Origin of the sequence: Photorhabdus sp. RM322S (assembly GCF_042879395.1) — a bacterium.
Taxonomy (GTDB): Bacteria; Pseudomonadota; Gammaproteobacteria; order Enterobacterales; family Enterobacteriaceae; genus Photorhabdus; species Photorhabdus khanii.
This window is the reverse complement of sequence record NZ_JBHFKW010000024.1, coordinates 1-26,072: the sequence shown is the minus strand read 5'-3', so window position 1 is coordinate 26,072 and position 26,072 is coordinate 1. Positions and strand designations below refer to the sequence as shown.

Here is a 26,072-nt window from a genome sequence, read left to right as displayed (position 1 = left end):
TCTTCGTTGATATATTCCTTTAAATAACCATTCAGATTAGGAGATTGTGCCACATTGTGTTATTCGAATATCTGCTATTAAGCCATGGGATAGTATAACTGTGTGGTATAAAAAACATTTTCTGTATCACTAAAGTTTTTATTAAAAATTCTAATGATATTAGCGGGATTATTGGGTTGCCTCCTGAATATTAGGAATATTTAGATATTGAATGGTTTGATGATATCTATATTCTTCAGGAATGAAGCTATTGTTGTTTCATTCTTTTGTTACTTCTTATATGCCGTATTTATTGATTTTTATATTCGGATTGGGCTGAGAGGTTGACGTGTAAATGCAAGGAAATTCCGAACTGTTTTGCTGTGGGAATAAGTAATTATTAATACATTGATAGTGATTATAAGTCTGTTGTTGTATTTTTGTTAAATTAAAAATATTCAAGAGCGTTATCATTAGGTTATTATTAATCTTTCCTTATAAAACACATTGTTATCTATTTGTTTTTACAGTTCTTGTTTGATTTTTATGTTAAAGATTTGAGTTGAAAAAATAAAATATGTAAACAATCATTAAACATACAGTTAGTTTTTTGCATAAAAATAAGTTGAGTTTTCTTTTAAAAAAGTATAAATATATGCGAAATGCGAGCTTGATCTCATTTTTTCTAAGGTGAAGTTTAAAATTAATGTAATACTATAAACACAAATTTAACTTTTTGTTTACCTTTTTGGGGAGTTAGTTATTCGGTTTTGGCGAGTAGAACACCTGAAGATAGTCGCTAACTTTAACTTTTGTATCTATGTTCTTTCAGGTAGGAATAATTTGTGAATAATATTCAGCTTTCGGTGGTACATCGACTACCGCAAAGTTACAGGTGGTCACCCGGTTTTGTGGGTATCAAAGTTGAGCCACTTCCAGTTGATGAAGTGAATGTAAAAAGCAGCCTGATGGGGTTGAAGTTACTCAGCCACGAGGATATGGCTGCATGGAATGTTATGCAAAAATTACAGCAATCTCTTGCTGATATGCAAATTGAAAGTACTGTGATTGAGTGGGAAGGCCAGCCGTGCTTGTTTGTTGACAGTGAAGACGAGAGTGCGGTTATGTGTCGCTTGAAGACGCTTGGCGCTGCGATTGCTGAAAAGATAACAGCTCTCTACCCATTCTGATATAAACGCGAAAAGCGCTTCCTTTGGTGGAAGCGCTTTTTTGTACGCAAGGGAAAGAATTCTTAGCTGTTAGGAGGCGTTGATGACCCGGCGACCACCATAATAACGTTTGCTCCAGTATGCGCTGTTTAATCTGGAAACAATCACACCATTGCTGGTGGAGGCATGAACGAATTGCTCATTGCCAACATAGATACCAACATGCCTTGTGTGGGCACCTGTCTTAAACAAAACCAGATCGCCAGGACGTAATTTTGAGCGGTCGATTTTTTTACCAATGTTTTGTTGTTCAAATGTTGAACGTGGTAGTTCCATGCCAAACTGGTCATGGAAAGTACGTTGAACAAAGCCAGAACAATCAATACCGCGTTTAGTGTTACCGCCGAGTCGATAGGCAACCCCCTTCCAGCCATTGTATTGGCTAAGAATTTTGGATTTTATGTCCAGATTACGAACCAGCGCTTCGAATTCATCCTGAGACGCTTGAAGTAAGAAGCCGTTCTTACCGTTTACTGCATGCGTATCAGTTTGTGTATTGCGAAACTTTGAAGAATCTGGTGAGCTGCACGCGGATAAAGTGATCGCTACGAACAGCGCGGGTATCAGCCGCGTAATGTATCTCAGTACCGGTTGAGACTTGACCATTATTTTTGTTTTCCCTTGCTATCCTTACCTTAAATTGGTCGCTATTATTGAAAAATATCAAACGCTTCGAAGACTGGTGTTAGAAAAAGCAATAAGTAAACAACGCGCTTGGTGCAAAAACGCGCTGGACGCCACGTTTTATAACGATATTTACAATAAATGTTATTCAGACCGAGAGTACAGAAACAATCAGGAAAAGGCGAGTATTTAATGGCATAATTTACAAAAAATTAGATTTCTTAGTACGAGAGATTAGCAATGTTGCTAATTTATGTTATTTATGTGGATCTTATGAGCAATCAGGAAGGTTAAATACCTCCCCAATATTCATCAGTAAAAAGGGTGTGCAAGAAGGGTTTTATACTGGGTAACCAATTTGCGGTAGATTCTTATCCAACCAGTTAATCATTATGTCGCTTAATGGTGTTAGTAATAACCAACTTGCTCCAATGAGAACCAGAGATAAAGAACCGACTGCAATATCAGTAAACCAGTGTGTTCCCGCCATAATGCGGGGTAACGTAAATATGACCATAATCAGTAATGCAATGGAGAATGCTTTAACTGAGATATAGCGAAGTATGAAGCAACTGAAAGTGAGTAGCATTAATCCATGATCGCCTGGAAAACTATCGCCGGATGAATCCTTAGTCATCAGATTAGCCATTTCGCTAATGCGATTGATATTATCAAATGTTAATGTCGGGCTTGGGAATGGACGAATGACAGGGAGCTGATGACCGATTTGGTTAAGTATAATTGTGCTTATCAGTATGACCAGGCCAATCATGAATAATCTGCGTTTGCCTGCGTAATTCTGCTTACGAAATATGCTTTAATAAAGTAATCCCATACATAAAAGTGAAATTACATCGAAAGCCCTGATATTCACAAATGCTACAAACTCTGTAAATTTTGAACCTGGTATTAATTTCTCATTAAAGAAGTAGAAGATTGAAGAATCGATATTTAACCAAAAACTGTGGTGCTTTGGTAAATACCAGGAGAGAAATAAAGTAATCCCTAACAGGTTAAGTGTAAATATGGCAAATGGGTGACTGCATGTCATAGGATACCTATTTGTTAAAAGTAAAATTCAGTAATAATCAAGCTCATAATTATGTAGGTTAATGTAACAAGTGTTAGGTAATAATGTCATGAATCCAGTTCCTATCATAAGTTAATCTGGTGTTTTTTTTATCTATTTTGTGCTTTTTCCTTCAGATGTTTATTTGATTTGGTAAATATTTATGCTCAATTTTTTCGTTTTTATTGAGTGATGGCGGGGATATTTAAAGTTATAAATTTTTAATTTATTAATAATTACTTCTGATAATTTCCATGTTAAAAGATGTAAATATTTTAATCAGTTTTAAAAGCTAAATACAGTAAAAAAACAACGAAAATAGCCGTTACCAATAGCATGGACTCATAAATTTTTCCGATTTCCAGATTGATTTTACATTTGGAGGTCTCAGCAAATAATGCTGTCTTATGGCGAGGGTTTTATGTCTATGTTCCGGGTTATGGTGGGTTGTTTTTTCCTGATGATTCCTGGTGTTGTGAGTAGTGAATCAGAGACAGAATCAGGTACAGGGGTTATTCACTTTTCAGGTGCAATTGTTGAATCACCGTGTCGTTTTGATTGGTATGATCACTGGACTGATACCACTTGCTGGCGAAAAGGAGATAAAATTACCCAGCGACGAAAACTGGATTTCCAAAATGATGTTTATTTTTATTTACCACACCAAATTGGTGTAACAGAAATTAAATGGGTAAAAGGAGAAAAGAAAATTGGAATTGTTACAATTTCCTATAATTGATATTAAGAGAAATCTTAAATATTATCTCTTCAATACTTAACTGAAGAATATTTGGAATTTTATTTTTCATTTTCTCATCATATTAATGAAAGTCAATGACGAATTTACGCTTGCATTTTATTTGGAAATTTAAATCATGTCTAAAATATAAAGGTAAACGGATAGTTAATGAAATAATCGAAAATAGGTTGCTCTGTTTTATACAGAGCAACTTAGGATTAGCTAATGTTGTTAATCACAACGCCCCATATAGCGACGTTCTGCAATATGAATACGGATTTTTTCGCCGTTACTGATATATTCAGGTACTTGGACGGTCAGCCCGGTACTCATTTTTGCAGGTTTTGTCCGCGCACTGGCTGAGGCGCCTTTAATTCCGGGGGTAGTTTCTTCAATGACCATATCGACTGTCTGCGGCAGTTCAAGGGCAATAACTTGTCCCTCTATGGTCAGAACTTGCATACCCGGCAGACCACCTTCAGGGATAAATAGCAACTCTTCTTCGATTTGTTCTTTTTTAAAATGATAAGGCGTAAAATCTTCGTCATCCATGAAGACATATTCATCACCATCGATGTAGGAAAAATTAACGCTGCGACGAGTTAGGTTAATTGTATCAATGATATCATCGCCTTTGAAACGTTCCTCCACTTTTTGCCCGGTGCGGATATCGGTAAAACGCATTTTATATAGTGTACTGGCTCCCCGGGCGCTTGGTGCTTGAATATCAATATCTTTGACCAGCAGTAACTTGCCATTATAACTGACGGCAATACCGCGTTTAATTTCGTTGGCTTTAGCCATATGTAACCTTCCATAAAACTGGGAGAGAATAACCGGCGACAAAATTACTCGCAGTTAGGGAATTAGGCAAGTGGGGATCAGAAAACCCCAGCGTTTTTTTACGTTGGGGTTTGTAGAAAGAATATCGGGTATATCAGCGATACACGGGCAATAAATCAAAGGAGGCCAGGATATGAGCTACAGCGTTCATCAAGCCAAACAGAATGATAAATCCGATAAGGAATTTCCCGCCTGGCACCCGATAACTGGCATCAGGGAAGCGGCGACGGCTTGCCCGCGCCATAAGTGCAGGAACAATAACGGCCCAGATGGTTGCAGCTAATCCGGCAAAGCCAATGGCGTACAGAAAACCATTGGGAAACAGCAAAGCCAGGGCTGTAGGTGGAATAAATGTCACTAATGCAGATTTTAACCGGCCGGTGTTGTTATCTTTAAAACCAAAGAAATCAGCTATGTAATCAAACAGCCCTAAAGAGACACCAAGAAATGAACTTGCCAGCGCCATATAAGAGAATGCGTTTAGAAGCTGGGTAACGGTTGTGTTGTTGGTTGTATTATCCATTTGTTTCAGTAAATCACCGATATTCCCGCCATCAGCAATAATCTGTTTGAATGCTTCACGGGGAATATTCCCCTGAATAACATATTGCCATAGGATATAAATAGTCAGTGCGATTAATGTACCAAATAACAGACTGTGAACAACGGCTTTGCTGTCTTTATGATAATATTTCACCAAACCTGGGACGTTACCGTGATATCCGAATGAAACCAATAAATAGGGCAGAGCGGCTAAAGCGTAAGGCATATAACTTGCTGCCGTATCCCTTGGTATAGCATTGCTTTGATTGAACAGGATAACAGATTTAACTTCTGTAAACATGCCACCAACGGACATAAAAAAAGCAATAACCATACCCCCGATCAAAATCGTGCTCAGACGATCGACTGCTTTAGTTGATAGCCAGACAATAAAAGCGACGATAAAGGCGAAAATAAAGCCGGTGCTAGCCTGTGATATTGGAATAATATTTTCAAAATTATGGGCAATGATTGAGCCGCCGGCTGAAATATAGGCGTAGGTCAGTATGTAGAGAACGAATGCAATTGAGATGCCGTTGATCGCATTCCATCCTTTGCCAAGTAAATCTTTAGTCATAGTATGGAAGCTCGCACCTGATGGATAATTCAGGTTGGCTTCCAGAATCATTAAGCCGGAAAAATACATACAAGCCCATGTGTAAACCAGCAGAATAATTGAGCCAGTAAACCAGATACCGGAAGTCACCACGGGAGTGGAGAACATTCCTGCACCAACAGAGGTTCCGGCAATTATCATTGCTCCACCAAGTATGGAAGGGCGCTTTGAACTCTGAGTTGTCTCAATGGACATATTAACTCCTGCTGAGTATATTGTTTCTTTGTACTAGCTTAAAGATACATTTTTGTATATAGAGTGTAAATAGACGTCATAAAGGATTATTTGAAATTGAACTGATATAAGTTGGTTCATTCAGTAAGATAGAAGCTATTCTCTTGCCACATTTTTATGGCATTCCGGCTGGCTTCAAAATGAGGTTCAGGGAGATTATCAGGATCGCACCACATAAGTTGTTCGCATTTTTCCGGCTCCATTAATTTTGGCTCACCACCTGGGTGTTTAGCCAGCAAACAGACTGAAATGGTATGTTTTCCTTCTTTTTGATACGTTTGAAGATTATTACAAACACCATAGACTTTTGGTGATTGTATCGTCAGACCTGTTTCTTCTTCAATTTCACGGATTGCACATTGTTCAAATGTTTCTCCGGCATCAACATGACCACCAAATATTGACCAGTATGGCGCATGTTTACTGCTGCGTTTTCCAAGTAATACCTGACCATATTCATTCACAATAACAACGCCAACACCAACAATTACGGACATTTGATATATTCCTTCAGATAAGTTTCAGCAAATTAGCATCTCTTTTTGAGAAAAAAATTCAAGACTATTCTTACCCGTAAATCAGTTTAAGACAACGATCAAGAAAGTATGGAATTTAACTGAAACGATTCAATTTTAATGGTATAAATGGAACTGAAAATTCATAGTAATGATGATGATTATCTACTTAGGAGACATCGGGCAAAATGAGCCGTAGAGTTGCCACTATCACCTTAAACCCAGCTTATGATTTGGTTGGATTGTGCCCGGAAATCGTCAAAGGGGCGATTAATCGTGTGCAAGCAGCCGGACTGCATGCTGCTGGGAAAGGCAATAATGTTGCTAAAGTTTTGCGTGATTTAGGCATTGATGTCACTGTCAGTGGTTTTCTGGGTAGGGAAAATCAGGAAGGATTTCAGCAATTCTTCAGTGAAAATGGCATGGAAAATCGTTTCCATTTAGTGCCAGGTAGAACACGGATTAATGTTAAATTGACAGAAGAAAGCGGTGAAGTGACGGATTTCAATTTCTCTGGTTTTTATGTTAGTGAAGCGGAATGGTCGGAATTTGTTAATGATTCGCTTTCATGGCTCGGACAGTTTGATATGGTTGTTGTCAGTGGTAGCTTACCGGCGGGTGTCTCTGCTGAATCGTTTACCAATTGGATGTCCCATCTGCGTCAGCTTTGCCCTTGTATTATTTTCGACAGCAGCCGTGAGGCGTTGGTTGCAGGTCTGAAAGCGTCTCCCTGGTTGGTTAAACCGAATCGCTATGAGCTTGAGGTCTGGGCGGGGCGCTTGTTACCTGAACTATCCGATGTGATCATGGCTGCACATCAACTCAGGGACCAGGGAATTGCTCATGTCGTTATATCTTTGGGTGAGCAGGGCGCATTATGGGTTAATGCATCTGGAGCATGGTTGGCAAAACCACCGCATTGTAAAGTTGTCAGCACTGTGGGGGCCGGTGATTCAATGGTCGGTGGTTTGGTTTATGGTTTGCTGATGCGGGAATCCAGTGAACACACGTTGCGATTGGCAACGGCTGTGTCGGCGCTTGCCGTTAGTCAGCCTAATGTGGGTATCAGCAATCGCCCTGAATTAGCTGCAATGATGGCTAAAATTGAACTGACACCCGTTAAATGAAAAGGACCATTAATTTTGTTGTGATTTCAGCCAGGCGATTTCTTGTGGCCAAATATCTGGATTAATTGTTTCAAGGATTAGCGGAATTCCATTAAAACGAGCGTCTTGCATAATATAACTGAACGGTGTTTTGCCAATATTCCCTTCCCCAAGGCTATGATGTCGGTCAACACGGCTGGCAAATTCACTTTTTGCATCATTTAAATGCATTCCGCACAGATATTGAAAGCCAACAATTTTTTCAAACTCCTGAAAAGTTTGCTGACAAACGTCATCGGTACGCAAATCATAACCAGCGGCAAAGGCGTGACAAGTATCAATACAGACGCCAACTCTGCTTTTATCTTCAACTCCGTCAATAATTGCTGCCAGATGTTCAAATTTGAACCCCAGATTTGTACCCTGACCTGCCGTATTTTCGATAACAGCGGTGACTCCCTGTGTTTTATTGAGAGCGATGTTGATAGATTCTGCAATTCGTGCCAGGCATTTATCCACATCTATCTTATTGAGATGACTGCCAGGATGGAAATTCAATAAATCGACACCCAGTTGTTCACAACGTTGCATTTCATCAACAAAAGCCAGCCTGGATTTTTCCAGTGCTTCAGTATCTGGGTGACCAAGATTAATCAGATAACTGTCATGAGGGAGAATTTGCCGGCTACCGTATCCATAGCGCTCACAATTTTCTTTAAATTTATCGATAATGTCAGTGGCTAAAGGTGGTGCATTCCACTGGCGCTGGTTTTTTGTGAACAGGGCAAAAGCAGTCGCTTTTAGTTCGTGAGCCCGGATAACTGCCTGATCGACGCCGCCGGCAGCGCTGACATGTGCTCCAATAAATTTCATCATTCTTCTCCTTCCTATTTACACCATTTTGACATTGTTCAATCGCTTATTGAACCTTAAGAACGGAAAGGTCATAGATTGTTGGAGCTCTTCAATGCATATGTTCCGATCAACCAAACCAATATTGAACGCCCAGATTTATCAAGAATCCACCAACCATCAGCCATACAAACAAAATCAGAGCCAGTAAAATGGGTTTAAATCCAGCCTGACGGATGGCACTCACATGCGTGGTTAAACCTAGTGCAACCATTGCCATGGCAAGCATAATAGTATCAATCTGAATCAAATAACTCACTGTTTTTGCAGGTAATAAATCGAACGAGTTAAAACCTGCTATTGCAATAAAAATTACCGCAAACCAGGGAATGGTAATCGGCGTTCTCGCTTGGTTTTTCTCTCCGTTTTTTGCTCCGGTACGGCTGATGTAACTGGATAACAACAACAAGAATGGCGCCAGCATCATAACTCTAATCATCTTGCTGATAACTGCCGCGTTTTCAGCTTGATCATCAATAGCATGACCGACAGCAACAACCTGAGCAACTTCATGAATGGTGGAGCCTGTAAAGATACCGAAAGCTTCTTGAGTCAATGGGATCCACTGATAATGCTCATTGAGCTGATAGAACCATGGATAAATGAAAATAGCGATAGTACCGAAGATGACAACTGTTGACACTGCAACAGCAACTTTGCTGGCGGGGGCATTCACTACCGGTTCTGTTGCCATAATGGCCGCTGCACCGCAGATACTGCTGCCGGCACCAATCAGCATTGAGGTTTGCTGATCTAATCCAAAGAGTGATTTGCCCAGCCAGATTGCAATAAAGAACGTTGAAGACAACATAATAGCGTCAATCAAAAGACCGGTAGTGCCTACATCGGCAATTTGCTGAAATGTCAGACGGAAGCCATAAAGAATAATCCCTGCTCGCAGAAGATAATGTTTTGAGAAATGGATACCCTTATCACAATGAGATTTGAGTAAAGGATAGACGGTATTACCGGCAATGATTCCTGCAAGGATCGCCAGTGTCAGTGCACCCAGTCCCATATTAACAAACCACGGGATATTTCCGGCGTATATTGAAATTGCAGTTAGTATTGCCGCCAGTATGAGTCCAGGTATTAAGTTCATACCGGGAATTGACGGTTGTTGACTGAGTTTTTCTTCATGAATGTCAGACATAGATATTTCTCACTTTGCTTATATGTTTTAAACATAAGCATATAGCAAATCAATTTATCATTAAAATTGATAATATTTTTATGTATAATCGTAAAAAGTGGTAATAAAAAGAGGGTTTTTGTTAAGTTGTTTATTACTGTATAAAATTAAAACAACCTATTTCGATGACACCATATTTTGCGGGGCAATATGCATATCACATTGAGGCAATTGGAAGTTTTCACGGAGGTATTGAAAAGCGGTTCAACGACACAAGCCTCCCAGCAGTTAGCGCTATCTCAATCCGCAGTGAGTGCTTCATTAACGGATTTGGAAAGCCAGCTTGGCGTACAGCTCTTTGACCGAGTAGGAAAACGGTTGGTGACTAATGAGCATGGTCGTTTACTTTACCCCAAGGCTTTGGCATTGCTGGAGCAGGCGGGGGAAATTCAGCTGTTATTCAAACAGGAATTGGGGGCATTACGTATTGCTGCCAGCAGTACCATTGGTAATTATATGTTGCCGGAAATGTTGGCAAATTATCGCCAGGATTTTCCGGATACACCTCTGGAGTTAAACATCAGTAATACACAGGATGTTATCAATTCTATACTCGAATTCCGCGTTGACCTTGGTTTGATAGAAGGTGCTTGCCATAGTCCTGAATTGATAACTCAGCTCTGGATGGAGGATGAACTGGTTATTTTTTCTTCTCCTAAAAACCCATTAGCTCAACAGAATCTGAAACTGGATGATTTAGCCAAAGCATCATGGATATTAAGGGAAAGGGGATCGGGGACAAGAGAGGTGTTGGATCATCTGTTGTTTGCCCGCTTACCTGGGTTCAAGATTTTGATGGAGTTGGGAAATTCCGAAGCGATAAAACATGCAGTCAAATTTGGTATGGGGATTAGTTGTTTATCCAGACGGGTCGTTGCAGAGCAATTGGAAAATCGTACTTTGCTGGAGTTAAAAGTGCCGGAGTTGAAACTTTTCAGAATGTTGTACCTGATTCATCATCGGCAGAAGCACATGTCCAATGCACTGCAAAAACTGCTCAGTTATTGCCGGTGAGTTTTACATTCTGTTTAAAATTTAGAATTACCTGTATTACTTATAATTTTCTCTGAATTATGAAGGTATCTTATAACAGCGCTTCCTCGCTATTTTGACAGTGAGGATTTGCTACAATCCGCCATCAGACTTATTTGCAGCTAACAGGAACAGAATGTCTCAACAACAACAAAGTGTTTCCCAGAAACCAGTAGCGCAACATTTGCGCCGTGAATTGAAAGCACGGCATATGGCGATGATTGCCATTGGCGGATCAATAGGTACCGGGCTATTCGTGGCTTCAGGTGCGACGGTTTCACAAGCCGGGCCTGGCGGAGCATTACTTTCCTATGCATTAATTGGCCTGATGGTTTATTTCCTGATGACCAGCCTGGGGGAATTGGCTGCTTATATGCCTGTCTCCGGTTCTTTCTCAACTTATGGTTCCAAATATGTTGAAGAAGGATTTGGTTTCGCCCTTGGCTGGAACTACTGGTACAACTGGGCGGTGACTATCGCTGTGGATTTGGTTGCTGCTCAGTTGGTGATGAATTACTGGTTACCCGATATGCCGGGCTGGATCTGGAGCGCGCTATTCCTCGCACTGATTTTCCTGTTGAATTTTATTTCAGTGAAAGGTTTTGGTGAGGCTGAATATTGGTTCTCTTTGATTAAAGTCAGCACAATTATTGTCTTTATTGTGGTCGGATTATTGATGATAACCGGTATCATGAAAGGTGCGGAAGGTGCTGGATGGCATAACTGGACTGTGGGTGATGCGCCTTTTGCCGGTGGCTTTTCTGCCATGATCGGTGTGGCAATGATAGTGGGATTTTCTTTCCAGGGAACTGAACTGATTGGTATTGCTGCGGGTGAATCCAAAGATCCAGAGAAAAATGTTCCCCGCGCGGTACGTAAAGTATTCTGGCGTATCCTGCTGTTCTATATTTTTGCGATCCTGATTATCAGTCTGATCATTCCTTATACTGACCCAAGTTTACTGCGTAATGAGGTCGGTGATATCAGTGTCAGTCCGTTTACGCTGGTATTTGAAAATGCCGGTTTATTATCAGCTGCGGCTGTGATGAACGCTGTTATTTTGACAGCGGTGTTGTCTGCCGGTAACTCAGGTATGTATGCCTCTACCCGTATGTTGTTCACACTGGCAAAAGAGGGCAAGGCACCGAAGATTTTTGGAAAATTATCCAAAGGTGGTGTGCCGCGTAATGCTTTGTATGCAACGACGGTTGTGGCTGCTTTGTGTTTCCTCAGCTCAATGTATGGTAACCAGACCGTCTATTTGTGGCTGTTGAATACCTCAGGTATGACAGGTTTTATTGCCTGGTTGGGGATTGCTATCAGCCATTATCGTTTCCGCCGTGGTTACATCGCTCAGGGGCTGGATTTAAGTAGACTACCTTATCGTTCAGGGTTTTTCCCGGTTGGTCCAATCTTTGCGTTTATTCTGTGTCTGACCATCACATTAGGGCAGAATTACCAGGCATTTCTACAAGACAAAATTGACTGGTATGGTGTAACTGCAACTTATATTGGTATTCCACTATTCCTGTTGATTTGGTTTGGTTATAAATTGGTGAGGAAAACCCACTTTATTAAATATAACGAGATGAAATTTCCTGATATCCCAAATAAGTGAATTCGATCATGTTAAATGATGATTAACGGGCCAGCAGGGATCTTGGGAAAATGCTAACTCGGCATGGCCTTATGGGTTTTTTAATTCGATTCATGATTGATTTATTATTATCTTAACGTTTATTTATTGGAGTAAATAAACAGTTATTAATAGAAGTCAGAAGAAACCGTCCATTTTGTAACCCGAATGGGCGGTTTTTTATTTTTCATAGGGTTAGCTGTGAAATTAGTTACTCAATTTACTAAAATCTGTGTAAATAACATTGATAAGTATTCTCGTTTACTTTATTGTTAACGCCATAATTATTAATATGAAAGGGGCTAGCAAAGTGAAATTTGTATCTCGATCCATTGCAAAAAGTATCAGTATCGGCCTATTGGCGGGTTCAGCAGTCATGGCAAGCTTCGCGTCATGGGCTGAAACGGTCATTGACGTAGCGGGTCGCACTGTTGAAGTTCCTGAGAATATAAACCGTATTTTGTTGGGCGAAGGCCGTTTGTTTCATGCTGTCGCTTTACTTGAAGGAGATAAACCCCTGGCTCGTATCGCGGGTTGGCAAGGTGATTTCCGTAAATTGGACCCACAGTCCTATGCTGTCTATAAAGCTAAATTTCCTGAGATTGACAAAATTCCTTTGATTGGTAACACCAGCGCTGACAGCGTTAGCGCTGAAAAAGTGTTAACTCTCAATCCAGACATTGCTATTTTTGGCTTATCTGGTCATGGTCCTGGTAAAAACAGTGAATTAGTTACCCAGCTTGAAAAGGCAGGTGTTCCGGTTGTTTTTGTTGATTTTCGTACCGAGCCGTTAAAAAACACGCTGCCGAGTATTCGTATGTTGGGCAAAGTATTGCACCGTGAAAAACAAGCGGCAGAGTATGCTGATTTCTACGAGAAAAATGTCAAATTGGTAACTCAAATCACCAGTAAAATCCCGGAAGAGAAAAAGCCAACCGTATTTATCGACTTGAGAGCTGGCGCTTTTGAAGACTGCTGCGCGACGGCCGGTAATGGTAATCTGGGTAATTTTATCGATCTGGCTGGTGGCAAAAACATTGCTAAAGGCGTTTTGCCAGGCGCGCTTGGCAACATGAACCTCGAAAAAGTTATTGCCGTTGATCCTTATATTTATATTGCTAGTGGTGCAAAAGCGCCAGACAGCAATGAACCTGGTGTAAAGCTAGGGGCGCAATCAACGCCTGAATTGGCAAAAGCCAGTCTGAAAACAATGACTGAACGCAAAGGTATTAGCTCGTTGACTGCGGTTAAAGAGGGCAGAGATTATGCTATTTGGCATAACTATTACAATTCTCCATATAACGTGATAGTAGCTCAGGTATTTGCTAAATGGTTCTATCCTGAACAGTTTGCAGATTTAGATCCACAGAAGACACTGAACGAATTACACAGTAAATTCCTGGCAATTGAGCCATCAGGTGTTTATTGGATCAGTGAGAAGTAATCAGTAAGATAGGTAACAGAAACAATGAGTACCACTACCGAGCTTATGCCAACGGTGAAACAACAATCAGATGACAGCGGTGTAAAAGCCCATTATCGACATATTTTACGCCGTCGTATCGTGATGATGATGTTCATCTTCCTGGTTATCGGCGCTTCCTTGGTATTAGATTTTACTATAGGGCCATCAGGTTTATCTTTGCAGTCTCTCTGGCAGACTTTAGTGTCGCCAGAGAGTATGGATTCGGGTACACGGGTCATTGTCTGGGATATCCGTTTACCTTACGCTTTGATGGCGGTGGTGATCGGCCTGTCTCTTGGGTTGGCTGGTGCTGAAATGCAGACAATTCTGAATAACCCATTGGCAAGCCCTTTTACTTTAGGGGTTTCTCAGGCGGCTGCATTTGGTGCTGCGTTGGCCATCGTGTCAGGTATCGGTATTCCGGGCGTGCCTGACCAATGGCTCATCTCTGCGAACGCCTTTATTTTTGCTTTTCTGTCAGCGTTGATGCTGGATGGTATTACCCGTTGGACACGGGCTGCCACTTCTGGCGTGGTGTTGTTTGGTATTGCGCTGTACTTTACTTTCAATGCACTGGTTTCCATGATGCAGTTTATTGCAACTGAGGATACCCTTCAGGGGTTGGTACTCTGGACAATGGGTAGCCTTGCCAGAGCAACTTGGATAAAACTGGGTGTTATGTTGCTGGTATTTGCAGCTATATTTCCGATTTCAATGATGAATGCTTGGAAATTGACAGCGTTGCGTTTGGGTGAAGATCGTGCAATCAGTTTTGGTATTGATGTTCGTCGCCTGCGCTTGGGTACATTGCTGCGTATCAGTATTCTTTCCGCTTTAGCGGTTGCATTTGTCGGACCAATTGCCTTTATCGGTTTGGTTGCACCCCATATTGCTCGTATGATGTTTGGGGAAGATCACCGCTTCTATTTGCCTGCCAGTGCACTGATTGGTGCATTAGTGCTGTCTATGACGTCGATTGTCTCGAAGAACTTGATCCCAGGTGTCATTATTCCGGTTGGGATAGTTACCGCATTAGTTGGGGTTCCATTCTTCCTTAGCATAATTTTACGCCATAGGGGGAATGTATGAATCAGGGATTAACGATTAATAATTTTTGCGCGGGCTATCCGAAAAATCCGGTCATTGAAAATTTAAATGTTTCAACGTTATCCCGTGGAAAAATTACGGTATTACTGGGGCCAAATGGTAGCGGAAAATCAACACTTTTGCGTTCTTTGGCTGGATTAAATCGCGCAAGCGGGCAGATCTGGCTCGATGGTCAGGATTTGATGAAAATGAATTTTGCCCAGCGGGCAGAAAATGTGGTTTATTTGCCACAAAGTTTGCCTGCTGGTGTTCATTTACATGTGCTGGAATCCATTATTGTTGCGCAGCGGGCCTCCGGTGGGCGTCATTCTGAAACCAGCGAAGAAGAAGTGATGTCTTTATTACGTCAGTTGGGGATTGAACATCTGGCGTTATGTTATTTAGATCAATTATCCGGTGGTCAAAAACAGTTAGTTGGATTGGCACAATCGTTAATTCGTAAGCCAACATTATTATTATTAGATGAGCCACTAAGTGCGCTGGATTTAAATTATCAATATCACGTAATGGAGTTAGTTGCACAAGAAACATATCGTCGTAATATTATTACGGTGGTAGTGGTGCATGATATTAATATTGCATTGCGTCATGGTAATCATGTATTAATGTTACAAAAAGGGAATTTAATTACTGAAGGTGTTCCTGAGCAAGTTATTACGCCGGATAGTTTGGCGCAAGTTTATGGTGTCAGAGGCAGAATTGAATACTGTTCTCAGGGGGTTCCACAGGTATTGATTGATGGGTTGGTTTCCAAGTTGACCAGTTAGAAATTATTATAACATATTGTTTAAAAACATATTGTTGATAAAGCGTGGACGTAGACAGCGCATAGAAACCAGAACGTACTTATATAGTATGTGAGGGATGAGTTATTTCGCTCGTATTATCATACGCTTAAAAACGATTATTTTTTCTGGGTAATGTTCAGATCCATTTTTATTGCAGAGAATGAAAAATAAAATAATTTAATGAGATAGGTTGTTGGAAAAATTACTTATATTTTATAATAATATAAGAAAATCTAATAAAAAAATAATAAAACCATACAGAGGTAAATATTTTTCCTCGTTATTTGAGCATATGTTGATTATCCATTTTTACATATGAATAAAGCATAATTATATTTCTTGGAGGATCGGGAATGGGTGTTTTTAATAAAAGACAAATCGCGTTAGGGGTTATTGTTGCAATTTCATCTGGCTCTGTTTTTGCGGCCAATAGCAGTAATGACACCATTGTTGTGACTACAGCAGCAGGCTTCCAACAGAAAATTGAAGATGCACCAGCGTCTATTTCTGTGGTGAGCCGTGAACAATTAGAAACCAAAGCTTATCGTGATGTGACCGATGCATTGAAAGATGTGCCAGGTGTCTTGATTACAAATGGTGGTAGCAGCAGTGACATCAGCATTCGTGGTATGGCGTCTAAATATACCATGATTCTGGTTGATGGTAAGCGTGTTGATACCCGTAATACCCGCCCAAACAGTGACGGTTCTGGTATTGAGCAGGGGTGGTTGCCGCCATTGGCTGCTATTGAACGTATTGAAGTGATACGTGGTCCTATGTCCTCTCTGTATGGTTCTGATGCGATGGGAGGAGTGATCAACGTTATTACCCGTAAAGCGCAGAAAGAGTGGAAAACCAGCCTTCGCGTTGATACCACTTTGACTGAACGTAAAAATTCCGGTAACAGCCATCAGAGCAGCATTTATGCAGCAGGCCCGATAATTGACGGACTATTGGGATTAAAAGTGCATGGCCTGTATTCTCACCGCAACGAAGATAAATTTATTGGCGGCTTTAACAAGCAGGAAATGCGCAACGGTTCAGCAACTTTTTCTCTGACACCTGATGAACAGAATACTTTTGATTTTGTAGCGGGTCGTTATGAGCAGGATCGTGATTCAACTATCGGTAAGACGCGTGAATGCACGCCAAAATCTTGTGATGATAATGTAAATCGCTATAAACGTAATAATTATTCTATCACCCATAATGGCAACTATGACTTTGGTACCATAAATACCTACATTCAGCGTGACGAGTCAAGTAACCCCGGCCGTGACATGAAATATAATGAGACGGTATTTAATAATCATTCAGTCTTCATGCTGGATGATCATACAGTAAGCATTGGTGGTCAGTATCGTTATGAAGATTTGCGAGATGATGGTAACCAACTGCCTTCAGCAAGAGATGTGAATAAATTAACTCGCTGGAGCTGGGCGTTGGTTGCTGAAGATGAGTGGCAAATGACTAATGATTTTGCTCTGACTGGCGGCATCCGTATGGATAAAGACGAAAACTTTGGTGCACACTGGACGCCTCGTTTGTATGGTGTGTGGCATGCGGATGAACAATGGACGATTAAAGGTGGTGTCTCCACGGGTTATCGCTCACCCGATCTGCGTCATGTAGCCCCGAATTGGGGACAAGTAACAGGTGGCCGTTTCTTGAAGGGCATGATTTTAGGCAATTCAGATCTTAAGCCAGAGAAAACGGTTAGTGAAGAAATTAGTGTTATCTGGAACAATCAGGATAACTTTAATATTGGTATAACTCTCTTTAATACAGATTTTAAAGATAAGATCACTGAAATTAGAGATTGTGATAAAGACAGCGCTAAACCATGTGCTCCAATTAATGGAATAAATTATGACTTTATTAGTAAACGTGAGAACGTTGATAAAGTAAATATGCATGGTGTGGAGGCGACAATGAACTGGGATATCATTGAAGACTGGTCGTTGACAGCAAACTACACTTATACTGATTCAGAACAAAAAAGTGGGGATTTCAAAGGTAAGCCACTGAACAAAACGCCTAAGCATATGGCAAATGCGACTTTGAACTGGCAGACTTTACCGGAAATGAAAACCTGGACGCGCGTTAATTTCCGCGGCAAAACTTCGGATTACTTGTTACGTACCCGTATGGACAAGGGGACTCCATCCTATACCTTTGTGGATATCGGCGTTAGTTATAATTTGACTAAAGAGTTACGTGTGCTAGGTGGGGTATACAACGTATTTGATAAACGTGTTACTGAAGAGAATCATGGCTCGGTACTGGATGGCCGTCGTTATAACATTGGTATCACCTACGACTTCTGATAATTAGTTTTAGCTATAATGTGCTATAACCCCCTTGTTTGTTTCTGGCAGGGGGTTTTGTTTTTTTACTTCTACCTGCAAAAACTGAATGGCAATCCGTTTTGTGTTGTGCTACAACTTAATACATGTCAAAAGAATGTATAAGACATAGTTAAATTCCATAGCGTAATCAATTTGTGTGATAAAAAATAATGGACTTTTAGTGCGGTGACTATTGCTATTTCAAGTCTTCAAGTGCAGAATTCGCCCACTGGAAAATAACTGATGCGTTTATATGTGTCGGTTATTTTTTTTGCTTAGACTTATTTTTTACTATACTAGAGGCCGGATTCTGAGCCGGATAGATAATTGGCCCACGAGCAACCATAACAAGAATCGGTTGCCGTCATGAGGAACGCTAATATGGAGCAATTATTCTCTTTCGCACTTGTGCCAATTGGCGCAAGCTGCTGTTTTGATGACTACGGAGCGTTGAGCTCTGCGTATAATCCAGCCTCTAACTCCACTGCCTATAGGCAGAAGCGAAGTCTTCCCAGTAACTGTCGATTAAGTAGTACCGTAACACGAATCGAAGTTATGGGAGGTTTCGCTCATGTCGCATGATACTGTAATTCCAATTGGCACCAACCAAACTGGTGCGAACAATCGTGTTCAACTCAGAAAAACACTGACCTTAGTTCAGGTGGTGATGATGGGGCTTGCTTATCTGCAACCTACGACCATCTTTGATACTTTCGGGATTGTTTCTGGTTTGACCGACGGTCATGTAGCAACATCTTATGCTATTGCTTTGATCGCAATTCTGTTTACTGCCCTAAGCTATGGGAAATTGGTAAAACGTTTTCCTTCTGCCGGATCTGCATACACTTATGCACAAAAATCCATCAGCCCTCATGTTGGCTTTATGGTGGGTTGGTCATCGTTGCTGGACTATTTGTTCATGCCGATGATAAATATCTTGTTGGCGAAAATTTATCTCCAGGCCATTTTTCCCGGTGTAGATCCGTGGATCTTCGTTGTAGGTTTGACGTTTCTAATGACCGTTTTTAACCTGCGTGGGATTAACGTTGTTGCTAATCTCAACACAGGTATTGTTATTGTTCAGGTTGCAGTTATGCTTGTATTCGTGGGCTTGTTGATCCACGGCGTATACAATGGAGAAGGCGCAGGAACTTTATGGAGCGCAAGGCCATTTACTTCTGAAGATGCTCATTTAATCCCGATGATTACCGGGGCAACGATTTTGTGTTTTTCATTCCTTGGGTTTGATAGCATTAGCACGTTGTCCGAAGAGACGCCGAATGCAGGCAAGGTGATCCCGAAAGCGATCTTCCTGACGGCATTAATTGGCGGCATCATCTTTATTATGGTTTCTTATTTCTTACAGCTCTATTTTCCTGATATCTCTCGGTTCAAGAACCCGAATGAAGCTCAGCCAGAAATTATGCTGTATGTAGCGGGTACTTTATTTCAGTCCATCATTATGGTGTTCTCTTGTGTCACCGTTTTGGCTTCTGGTATGGCGGCTCACGCAGGTGTTTCCCGTCTGCTTTATGTTATGGGGCGTGATGGTGTATTTCCTGAGAAAGTATTCGGCTATGTGCATCCGAAATGGCGAACTCCGGCAATCAACGTATTGCTGGTCGGTCTTGTCGCGCTGTCCGCAATGACCTTTGATCTGGTTACTGCAACGGCTCTGATTAACTTTGGCGCGCTGGTAGCATTCACCTTTGTAAACTTATCGGTCATCTCTCAGTTCTATATTCGTGAACGTCGTAACCGTACACTGAAAGATACAATCAACTTCCTGGTATTACCGGTGATTGGGGCTTGTACTGTTGGTGTGCTGTGGATGAATCTGGAACAAAGTTCTATGGAGTTAGGGCTGACTTGGGGAGCAATTGGTTTGATTTATATGGTATTCCTGACCCGCAGCTTCCGTCAGCCGATGCCTCAGTGTTCTGAAATGGTTTAGTATTCGGTTTGAAAAAGAATAACGGCACCGAATTTGGCGCCGTTTTTTTTATGTTTCCCATTGTTGCAATAATTCAGAATAAGAATCTTAGGAAAAAAAACAGGGAGGTAGTTTGCAGATAAGAAAAATTTCAACGGTAAATGGAGAAAAACAATCTATGCTCTGAGAGGCGATTAAATTATAGAGGAAGAGACTATGAATGATGCAAAGACCTCTCAAAATCAACAACTCATCACTGCCCTGACCAATATTGTCGGTAAATCTCATATCCTGACTGCTCCCCATAAAACGGAACGTTATCGTAAAGGTTTTCGCTCCGGCCAAGGTGACGCTTTAGCTGTGGTATTTCCCGGTTCGCTGGTGGAACAGTGGCGTGTGTTTAAAGCCTGCGTTGAAGCAGATAAAATCATCTTGATGCAAGCGGCTAACACCGGTTTGACCGAAGGTTCTACACCAAATGGTAAGGATTACGACCGCGACATCGTGATCATTAGTACGTTGCGCATGAATAAAATACAGATCCTGAAACAGGGCAATCAGGTAGTCGCGCTGCCTGGCAGTACATTGTGGCAACTTGAACGTGCTCTTAAACCTCTGGGACGCGAGCCGCATTCCATTATCGGCTCTTCCTGTATTGGTGCTTCTGTGATTGGCGGTGTCTGTAATAACTCCGGCGGATCTTTGGTTCATCGTGGGCCAGCTTATACTGAAATGGCGTTATACGGACGAGTTAATGAACGTGGTAAACCAGAATTGATTAATCATCTGGGTATCTATCTGGGAGAAACACCGGAAGAGATCCTCTCTTGTCTGGAAGGACAGCGTTACAGTGAGCAAGATGTAGAATATGGTCAGCGTAAAGCGTCTGATTATGAGTATGCGCAACGAGTACGTGACGTAGATGCTGATACGCCATCTCGTTTTAATTCTGACGAACGCCGCCTGTTTGAAGCCTCAGGATGTGCAGGTAAATTGGTTGTGTTTGCGGTTAGGCTTGATACTTTCCCGGCAGAGCCTTTATCTCAGGTATTTTATATTGGTACCAATCAAACTGATGTATTGACGGAATTGCGGCGCTATATATTAGCGAATTTTCGTCATTTACCGGTGGCGGGTGAATATATGCATCGGGATGTTTTCGATATTGCAGAAGTTTACGGTAAAGATACATTCATCATGATTGATAAGCTTGGTACGGATAAGATGCCAGCTTATTTTACTTTGAAAGGGAAAATGGACGCTATTTTCAACAGGATCCCATTTTTACCTGCCAATATTATTGATCGAATGATGCAAGGGTTAAGTCGTTTACTTCCTCCCCACTTACCTAAGCGTTTGAAAGAATATCGTGATCGGTTTGAACACCATTTGATATTAAAAATGTCTGGTGATGGGGTTGAGGAAGCCAGAAGCTGGCTGGAAAGTTATTTCAGCCGGGTGGAAGGGGATTTCTTTGCTTGTACACCGGATGAGGGGGTTAAAGCATTCCTGCATCGTTTCTCTGCGGGTGGTTCAGCGATCCGTTATCAAGCCGTGCATAGTAACGAAACGGAGAATATCCTTTCGCTTGATATTGCTTTGCGCCGTAATGATCGTAAATGGTTTGAACAGTTACCACCGGAGTTTGATGATGTATTAGTGCACAAGCTTTATTGTGGACATTTTATGTGCCATGTGTTCCATCAGGATTACATTGTGAAGAAAGGTGTGGATGTACATGCTCTGAAAGAAAGAATGATGGAACTGCTTGATAAACGAGGCGCAGAATATCCCGCAGAACATAATGTGGGTCATCTGTATCAGGCTAAGCCTCAACTTAAAGCTTTCTATCGAATGACCGATCCTACTAACACTCTTAATCCAGGCATTGGAAAAACATCCAAGCTGAAAAATTGGGATGGGGAATCTTAATGTTAATATTCTCAGCATTTACAACGCTATGCTGATGCTAAGAAAGTTTAAATCTGTCAGGATGAATGAAAATTATCCTGTTAACAAGAAAGGCGAGTAGATATAGCTCGCCATTCTGTGCTTATCCGCTATTTGCCTAATTATCCAGCCAGTTTCGCTGCATATTCCATTAATGCTTTAAGTTGATGGCATTTTTCTTCGTTGCCTTGATGTTCAATAAAGAGCTGTTCAATGATAAAGATATATTCACTGAGCTTGTCCTGAGTTAATACATCTTGGCGATGACGCAACCAGCTTTGTTGTTCATCATAAGTCAGAGTAGCAGGGTAGTTTCTGGCTCGATAACGGAATAACAGCTTTTTAATCCTTGGATCTTGAAAAGTCAGATCTAGTGCGGGTAAATTCTGAGGTAATGTTTCACGGATAATATTCATTGCTGTTTTATCTGCATCACTAAAAAAGCCATTGTACAGTTGAGCGTCAACATTATCTGATTCAGGGAAAGGTTTGGCCTCAGCAAAGAGTTCTACAACTTTTTCTCTGATTTGTGGATTCTTCCGCAGAATAGCGAGATTTCTTTCACAATGATCACGATCCAACCCAAGACGTTCAGCATCTTCTGTTCTTAAAGTATTATCAGGTGCGACTATCGGACACTTATTAATATGAACCAATTTGACTGGAACTGAGGGCTGATCGGGCTGCAATTCATCATGGCGGGTATATAGGCGTTCACGTAAAGCATCAGCATCCAACTCCAGTAAAGGTGAAATATCTCTTGCCAAATCGCACATGATAACGGCATTCCGGTTTACTGGATGCCAGGCAAGAGGTGCAACCAGGCTGGTATTGCCGCGGGCAGCGCCAAACATACCGGAAACATGAAGCAGAGGTTTCATTTGAGGGATATCAATGAGATTGCTGATTTTCTGCTTATTTCTCAACTGAAAGAAATAATTGAACATCCGTGGTTGTGCTTCTTTAAGTAATTTTGCCATGGCAATCGTGGCGTAAACATCGGACATTGCATCGTGAGCATGTGAATGCTCAACGCCATTTGCCTTAGTCAAATGTTCCAGTTTAAAGCTGGGCAGACCATCTTCATTTTTTGGCCAGATAATACCTTCGGGACGCAGGGCATAACAGGCACGTAATACATCAAGTAAATCCCACCGGGAATTACCTTTTTGCCAGCTATAAGCGTACGGATCATAAAAATTGCGGTAAAAAATATGCCGGCTGACTTCATCATCAAACCGGACATTGTTATAACCGAGAATACAACTGTTTGGCACACTAAACGCGTTATGGATTTGGCGGGCGAATTCTACTTCGTTGACGCCTTTTTCCAAGGCAGTCTGAGGCGTAATTCCCGTAATCATGACCGCTTCTGGTTGAGGGAGATAATCATCAGCAGGTGAACAGTAAATAACTAACGGTTCTTCAATAATATTGAAATCCATATCGGTGCGGACACCGGCAAATTGAGCCGGTCTGTCCAATGCGGGATGTTTACCGAAAGTTTCGTAGTCATGAATATAGAAGGTGAGTTGTTCTCTGCTGTTTTTCATTGTTGTTCAATGTCCAATGAGGTTAATTAATTATTTGTTTTTTCTGCTTTTTAGAGAGGGGAGTGATATTTTGCCCAGAAATGTAGGTAATCATTGCTTACTATCTTAGAGAATCCATGTGATTGCAATATTATATCCATATTTTCCTACTTTCTGCGCCACGATGGGATGCCAGTTATTAACATTTTTGGGGCTTGGAATAAATTATTGTATGTTTTTAGAACATTTATCCTTGACAATATTGATCTGCCTACTGCAATATGCATTAAAGCATTGAAATGATAAATGAGGTGAATATGTCAAATTTAATTTATTTAACGGTTAAAGGTCAAAACCAAGGGTTAATTTCTGCGGGTTGTGGCAGAAGAGACTCAATAGGTATTAAAGCGCAAAATGGGCACGAAGATCAGATCTTCGTCTATAGTCTGCAACATCTTATGACTCGCAAACAAAATGTTTCACATCATCCGGTAATTATCACTAAACCTATTGATAAAGCTTCTCCTTATATTAGCAAAAAGCTTGGATGATAATGAAAGGTTAGAGTGTTTTCTTGAATCTTACCGTACCAGTGAAAATGGTGGACTTGAGCTTTACTATACAATTCGTCTCGGGCAAGCGTATATTGTTAGTTTAAAATCAGACCACCCGCATTCATTAACCAGTAATCATATGATGCCACAGGAGATTATCTCAATGGTATACACTAATATTACCTGGAATAATGTGGCTTGTTCAACAGGTGCCTATAGCATTTGGGATGAAAGGGTTTTTTAATGGACGGGGCTAAAGAAATCGCTGAAAAAATGGTTGCAACAATTGACGATAACAGTAGCTGGCTTACTGGATTTGCTGAAGGAGTCTTAGATATTCCGGTGGATTTTTATTATCTCGGTTATGATTATCTTGATACTGAACATCGATGGGATAATGAAAATGACAAATATCGTTTTGTTGGGTTAATAAAGTCGGAAGCTATTACGCTTAATAATCTTGAAAGGATTATTCAGATTATTTTTGAGGATTATTTAGGTAAACTTAGTGAAGAACAAAAGCAACGGCTAATAAAAACAAAAATTGGGAAAATATTTGGAGGTATGATTTCGAAATATGTCATATTTAGGGGGAGCCTTGGTGCTTTTTTTGGTGCAAAATGGTTCACAAAATTTGGGGGATCAATGACGTTTATTGGAACGTTGGGAATTGGTGCTTCAATTTCTAGAGCTGTTTATACTTCTAGGGAATTAGCCGGAACAAACCCAGCGTTATATATGCAGTTAAGGCGAGAGGGTAACTTAGATTTACTCTATTTTTTGGTTGAGAGTAAAATGGCTCCATATGTTAGAGCATTGGAAAAGTATGACGAAAATCGAGATTTATTTAATGAAATATTTGATGAATTTTCCGTAGGATTAGACGAATGATCATGAAAATAATAAGTATATTGATGAAAATCGTGATGCATCTAATACAAGGATTAGCTGTTAGTGTGGGTACGATTTCAACCGGAGGACTAATCTATTTTACCTTGATGTCAACATTAGAAAATCGATATCAGTATGCGATAGTTGCGGGTACATGCTTGGCGTTTTCTGCTTTTATTTTCTATATTACAGAAAAAACAAAAGAAAAATGTAGACTGTTTCATTAGATTCTGATTTATATATGAGGTATATTTTGGCGTCTATCCTATAAAAGAATTAAATGATCCCTTTCTCAGGAAAAATATGGCTTTATATATAAAATTAAGGCGAGAAAGTGGCTTTTTTTGTTGAGAGTAGAATGGAGCTATATGTCAGAACATTGGAAATATATGACGAAAATAGAGGTTTATTTAATGAAATATTTGATGAATTCTCCGTAGGATTAGATGAATGATCATGAAAATAATAAGTATATTGATGAAAATAGTGATGCATATAACTCAAGGGATAATTGGTGGGGTGAGTGTATTTTCAGTTATGGGATTAGTTTATTTTACCTTGATGTCAACATTAGAAAATCGATATCAGTATGCGATAGTTACGGGTACATGCTTGGCGTTTTCTGCTTTTATTTTCTATATTACAGAAAAAATAAAAGAAAAATGCCAACTATTTCAGTAAGTTTTAATAAGGATATAAGCGATAGAAATATTGCGGGGTATTATTACCTACTATCTTATATCAGGTCAGCTCTTTTATCAACTAATTACAAATGTATTCATCAGTGAATAAGATATAAAACAGAATAAACTGATATGCAGTACCTTGGTAATTTCCAAGGTACTAAAGTAGAAGGATATAAGCTCCTGTTATATCTGGTTTTTTAAGGATAATTAATTTCTTGAAAATGCTCATTAATACGCTCAATATATTGATCTTTTAAATCAGTTTCGTATTGGATTCTTTCAAGCAAATTCGTTCTATTGACACTATAGAATGGCCTAATAGAAAGGCCATTTTTGGGATGGATTATTTTTATAATCGGAATTTTTGTTCTACGGGCATAGCCAAAGGATATTTCGTAACCATCTAAATCAAAAGGGATTTTTTTCATCACTTAACCTAATCTTCGTCATGTTTTTCGTCGATTTTAATACTGTTTCAGTAATAAGGAATTTTTTATTTTATTATTAAGATGAATATCACAAATATAGTCATTTTTGAGATATATTTAA

General features: G+C 40.4%; 23 protein-coding genes and 1 pseudogene. 15 read left to right on the top strand and 9 right to left on the bottom strand.

Translation table 11 applies throughout. From position 1 onward, the window contains the following. The first annotated feature begins 824 nt into the window (after window positions 1-824). The gene (locus ACGF63_RS14825; RefSeq protein WP_036849188.1) at window positions 825-1,169 is read left to right on the top strand and encodes a YejG family protein; all 345 of its coding nucleotides are present in this window, start codon (window positions 825-827) and stop codon (window positions 1,167-1,169) included. Window positions 1,170-1,238: 69 nt separating this feature from the next. Here the strand turns inward: ACGF63_RS14825 and mepS are convergent, their stop codons facing one another. Both mepS and ACGF63_RS14815 read right to left on the bottom strand, forming a co-directional pair. Next, window positions 1,239-1,814 (bottom strand): bifunctional murein DD-endopeptidase/murein LD-carboxypeptidase, encoded by a 576-nt coding sequence (gene mepS / locus ACGF63_RS14820; protein WP_036849190.1) that lies wholly within the window; start codon window positions 1,812-1,814, stop codon window positions 1,239-1,241. 358 nt (window positions 1,815-2,172) lie between these two features. After that, window positions 2,173-2,883: pseudogene (locus ACGF63_RS14815) on the bottom strand (phosphatase PAP2 family protein). Between the two features lie 439 nt (window positions 2,884-3,322). Between ACGF63_RS14815 and ACGF63_RS14810 the strand changes: the two are divergent. Beyond that, window positions 3,323-3,640, top strand: a complete 318-nt coding sequence (locus tag ACGF63_RS14810) for a hypothetical protein (RefSeq protein ID WP_239002273.1) — start codon at window positions 3,323-3,325, stop codon at window positions 3,638-3,640. Window positions 3,641-3,871: 231 nt separating this feature from the next. On the opposite strand, the gene yeiP is transcribed toward ACGF63_RS14810, so the two are convergent. From yeiP to ACGF63_RS14795, 3 genes are all read right to left on the bottom strand, one after another. Then, complete coding sequence (yeiP, locus tag ACGF63_RS14805) at window positions 3,872-4,444, bottom strand: elongation factor P-like protein YeiP (protein ID WP_132352772.1); 573 nt, start codon at window positions 4,442-4,444, stop codon at window positions 3,872-3,874. 133 nt (window positions 4,445-4,577) lie between these two features. After that, entirely contained in the window at window positions 4,578-5,837 is a 1,260-nt protein-coding gene (gene mtr / locus ACGF63_RS14800; protein ID WP_152961745.1) for a tryptophan permease, read from the bottom strand. Window positions 5,838-5,953: 116 nt separating this feature from the next. Continuing rightward, the gene (locus ACGF63_RS14795) at window positions 5,954-6,373 is read right to left on the bottom strand and encodes an NUDIX hydrolase (RefSeq protein ID WP_036849196.1); all 420 of its coding nucleotides are present in this window, start codon (window positions 6,371-6,373) and stop codon (window positions 5,954-5,956) included. 206 nt (window positions 6,374-6,579) lie between these two features. On the opposite strand from ACGF63_RS14795, the gene fruK reads away from it, so the two are divergent. Then, window positions 6,580-7,518 carry a 1-phosphofructokinase gene (gene fruK, locus ACGF63_RS14790; RefSeq protein WP_036849198.1) on the top strand — a complete coding sequence of 313 codons (939 nt, stop codon included), beginning with the start codon at window positions 6,580-6,582 and terminating at the stop codon, window positions 7,516-7,518. A 9-nt stretch (window positions 7,519-7,527) separates the two neighbouring features. On the opposite strand, the gene nfo is transcribed toward fruK, so the two are convergent. Next, window positions 7,528-8,370, bottom strand: coding sequence for a deoxyribonuclease IV (gene nfo, locus ACGF63_RS14785; RefSeq protein WP_036849200.1), 843 nt, complete (start codon window positions 8,368-8,370; stop codon window positions 7,528-7,530). Window positions 8,371-8,479: 109 nt separating this feature from the next. After that, a complete protein-coding gene (locus tag ACGF63_RS14780; RefSeq protein ID WP_152961746.1) occupies window positions 8,480-9,562 on the bottom strand; it encodes a YeiH family protein in 1,083 nt (360 codons plus the stop codon). A 189-nt stretch (window positions 9,563-9,751) separates the two neighbouring features. On the opposite strand from ACGF63_RS14780, the gene yieE reads away from it, so the two are divergent. The 8 genes from yieE (at window position 9,752) to dld (ending at window position 21,842) form a co-directional block, all read left to right on the top strand. Continuing rightward, on the top strand, window positions 9,752-10,615 hold the full coding sequence (gene yieE, locus ACGF63_RS14775) for a DNA-binding transcriptional regulator YeiE (protein WP_152961747.1): 864 nt from the start codon (window positions 9,752-9,754) through the stop codon (window positions 10,613-10,615). Window positions 10,616-10,769: 154 nt separating this feature from the next. Next, a complete protein-coding gene (locus ACGF63_RS14770; protein WP_387631713.1) occupies window positions 10,770-12,251 on the top strand; it encodes an amino acid permease in 1,482 nt (493 codons plus the stop codon). Window positions 12,252-12,561: 310 nt separating this feature from the next. Continuing rightward, window positions 12,562-13,713: an ABC transporter substrate-binding protein gene (locus ACGF63_RS14765; RefSeq protein ID WP_387631710.1), complete on the top strand. Its 1,152-nt coding sequence runs from the start codon at window positions 12,562-12,564 to the stop codon at window positions 13,711-13,713. Window positions 13,714-13,737: 24 nt separating this feature from the next. Next, on the top strand, window positions 13,738-14,823 hold the full coding sequence (locus tag ACGF63_RS14760; RefSeq protein ID WP_387631708.1) for a FecCD family ABC transporter permease: 1,086 nt from the start codon (window positions 13,738-13,740) through the stop codon (window positions 14,821-14,823). Continuing rightward, window positions 14,820-15,608, top strand: a complete 789-nt coding sequence (locus tag ACGF63_RS14755; RefSeq protein WP_387631705.1) for an ABC transporter ATP-binding protein — start codon at window positions 14,820-14,822, stop codon at window positions 15,606-15,608. Before ACGF63_RS14760 ends, ACGF63_RS14755 begins: the two co-directional genes overlap by 4 nt. Before the next feature lie 374 nt (window positions 15,609-15,982). After that, window positions 15,983-17,956: a ligand-gated channel protein gene (locus ACGF63_RS14750; RefSeq protein ID WP_387631702.1), complete on the top strand. Its 1,974-nt coding sequence runs from the start codon at window positions 15,983-15,985 to the stop codon at window positions 17,954-17,956. 592 nt (window positions 17,957-18,548) lie between these two features. Beyond that, window positions 18,549-19,931, top strand: coding sequence for an APC family permease (locus ACGF63_RS14745; protein ID WP_152961750.1), 1,383 nt, complete (start codon window positions 18,549-18,551; stop codon window positions 19,929-19,931). A 195-nt stretch (window positions 19,932-20,126) separates the two neighbouring features. Continuing rightward, complete coding sequence (gene dld / locus ACGF63_RS14740) at window positions 20,127-21,842, top strand: D-lactate dehydrogenase (protein WP_387631700.1); 1,716 nt, start codon at window positions 20,127-20,129, stop codon at window positions 21,840-21,842. Window positions 21,843-21,982: 140 nt separating this feature from the next. Here the strand turns inward: dld and sbcB are convergent, their stop codons facing one another. Continuing rightward, a complete protein-coding gene (gene sbcB, locus ACGF63_RS14735; protein ID WP_387631697.1) occupies window positions 21,983-23,413 on the bottom strand; it encodes an exodeoxyribonuclease I in 1,431 nt (476 codons plus the stop codon). Window positions 23,414-23,709: 296 nt separating this feature from the next. Here sbcB and tssD (ACGF63_RS14730) point away from each other — a divergent pair, with 296 nt between their 5' ends. The 4 genes from tssD (ACGF63_RS14730) (at window position 23,710) to ACGF63_RS14715 (ending at window position 25,518) form a co-directional block, all read left to right on the top strand. Beyond that, window positions 23,710-23,943 carry a type VI secretion system tube protein TssD gene (gene tssD / locus ACGF63_RS14730; protein WP_387631695.1) on the top strand — a complete coding sequence of 78 codons (234 nt, stop codon included), beginning with the start codon at window positions 23,710-23,712 and terminating at the stop codon, window positions 23,941-23,943. Beyond that, complete coding sequence (gene tssD, locus ACGF63_RS14725) at window positions 23,903-24,190, top strand: type VI secretion system tube protein TssD (RefSeq protein WP_387631692.1); 288 nt, start codon at window positions 23,903-23,905, stop codon at window positions 24,188-24,190. Before tssD (ACGF63_RS14730) ends, tssD (ACGF63_RS14725) begins: the two co-directional genes overlap by 41 nt. Further along, complete coding sequence (locus tag ACGF63_RS14720) at window positions 24,190-24,837, top strand: hypothetical protein (protein WP_387631689.1); 648 nt, start codon at window positions 24,190-24,192, stop codon at window positions 24,835-24,837. The genes tssD (ACGF63_RS14725) and ACGF63_RS14720 overlap by 1 nt, the downstream gene beginning before the upstream one ends. 456 nt (window positions 24,838-25,293) lie before the next feature. Continuing rightward, complete coding sequence (locus tag ACGF63_RS14715; RefSeq protein WP_387631687.1) at window positions 25,294-25,518, top strand: hypothetical protein; 225 nt, start codon at window positions 25,294-25,296, stop codon at window positions 25,516-25,518. Between the two features lie 202 nt (window positions 25,519-25,720). Here the strand turns inward: ACGF63_RS14715 and ACGF63_RS14710 are convergent, their stop codons facing one another. Next, window positions 25,721-25,951, bottom strand: a complete 231-nt coding sequence (locus ACGF63_RS14710) for a hypothetical protein (RefSeq protein ID WP_036849223.1) — start codon at window positions 25,949-25,951, stop codon at window positions 25,721-25,723. Window positions 25,952-26,072: the final 121 nt, after the last annotated feature.

Coding starts and splice junctions, on each gene's coding strand:
- mepS (WP_036849190.1), bottom strand. CDS start 1,814: ATGGTCAAGTCTCAACCGGTACTGAGATACATTACGCGGCTGATACCC.
- ACGF63_RS14810 (WP_239002273.1), top strand. CDS start 3,323: ATGTCTATGTTCCGGGTTATGGTGGGTTGTTTTTTCCTGATGATTCCT.
- yeiP (WP_132352772.1), bottom strand. CDS start 4,444: ATGGCTAAAGCCAACGAAATTAAACGCGGTATTGCCGTCAGTTATAAT.
- mtr (WP_152961745.1), bottom strand. CDS start 5,837: ATGTCCATTGAGACAACTCAGAGTTCAAAGCGCCCTTCCATACTTGGT.
- ACGF63_RS14795 (WP_036849196.1), bottom strand. CDS start 6,373: ATGTCCGTAATTGTTGGTGTTGGCGTTGTTATTGTGAATGAATATGGT.
- fruK (WP_036849198.1), top strand. CDS start 6,580: ATGAGCCGTAGAGTTGCCACTATCACCTTAAACCCAGCTTATGATTTG.
- nfo (WP_036849200.1), bottom strand. CDS start 8,370: ATGAAATTTATTGGAGCACATGTCAGCGCTGCCGGCGGCGTCGATCAG.
- ACGF63_RS14780 (WP_152961746.1), bottom strand. CDS start 9,562: ATGTCTGACATTCATGAAGAAAAACTCAGTCAACAACCGTCAATTCCC.
- yieE (WP_152961747.1), top strand. CDS start 9,752: ATGCATATCACATTGAGGCAATTGGAAGTTTTCACGGAGGTATTGAAA.
- ACGF63_RS14770 (WP_387631713.1), top strand. CDS start 10,770: ATGTCTCAACAACAACAAAGTGTTTCCCAGAAACCAGTAGCGCAACAT.
- ACGF63_RS14765 (WP_387631710.1), top strand. CDS start 12,562: ATGAAAGGGGCTAGCAAAGTGAAATTTGTATCTCGATCCATTGCAAAA.
- ACGF63_RS14760 (WP_387631708.1), top strand. CDS start 13,738: ATGAGTACCACTACCGAGCTTATGCCAACGGTGAAACAACAATCAGAT.
- ACGF63_RS14755 (WP_387631705.1), top strand. CDS start 14,820: ATGAATCAGGGATTAACGATTAATAATTTTTGCGCGGGCTATCCGAAA.
- ACGF63_RS14750 (WP_387631702.1), top strand. CDS start 15,983: ATGGGTGTTTTTAATAAAAGACAAATCGCGTTAGGGGTTATTGTTGCA.
- ACGF63_RS14745 (WP_152961750.1), top strand. CDS start 18,549: ATGTCGCATGATACTGTAATTCCAATTGGCACCAACCAAACTGGTGCG.
- dld (WP_387631700.1), top strand. CDS start 20,127: ATGAATGATGCAAAGACCTCTCAAAATCAACAACTCATCACTGCCCTG.
- sbcB (WP_387631697.1), bottom strand. CDS start 23,413: ATGAAAAACAGCAGAGAACAACTCACCTTCTATATTCATGACTACGAA.
- tssD (WP_387631695.1), top strand. CDS start 23,710: ATGTCAAATTTAATTTATTTAACGGTTAAAGGTCAAAACCAAGGGTTA.
- ACGF63_RS14720 (WP_387631689.1), top strand. CDS start 24,190: ATGGACGGGGCTAAAGAAATCGCTGAAAAAATGGTTGCAACAATTGAC.
- ACGF63_RS14715 (WP_387631687.1), top strand. CDS start 25,294: ATGAAAATAATAAGTATATTGATGAAAATAGTGATGCATATAACTCAA.
- ACGF63_RS14710 (WP_036849223.1), bottom strand. CDS start 25,951: ATGAAAAAAATCCCTTTTGATTTAGATGGTTACGAAATATCCTTTGGC.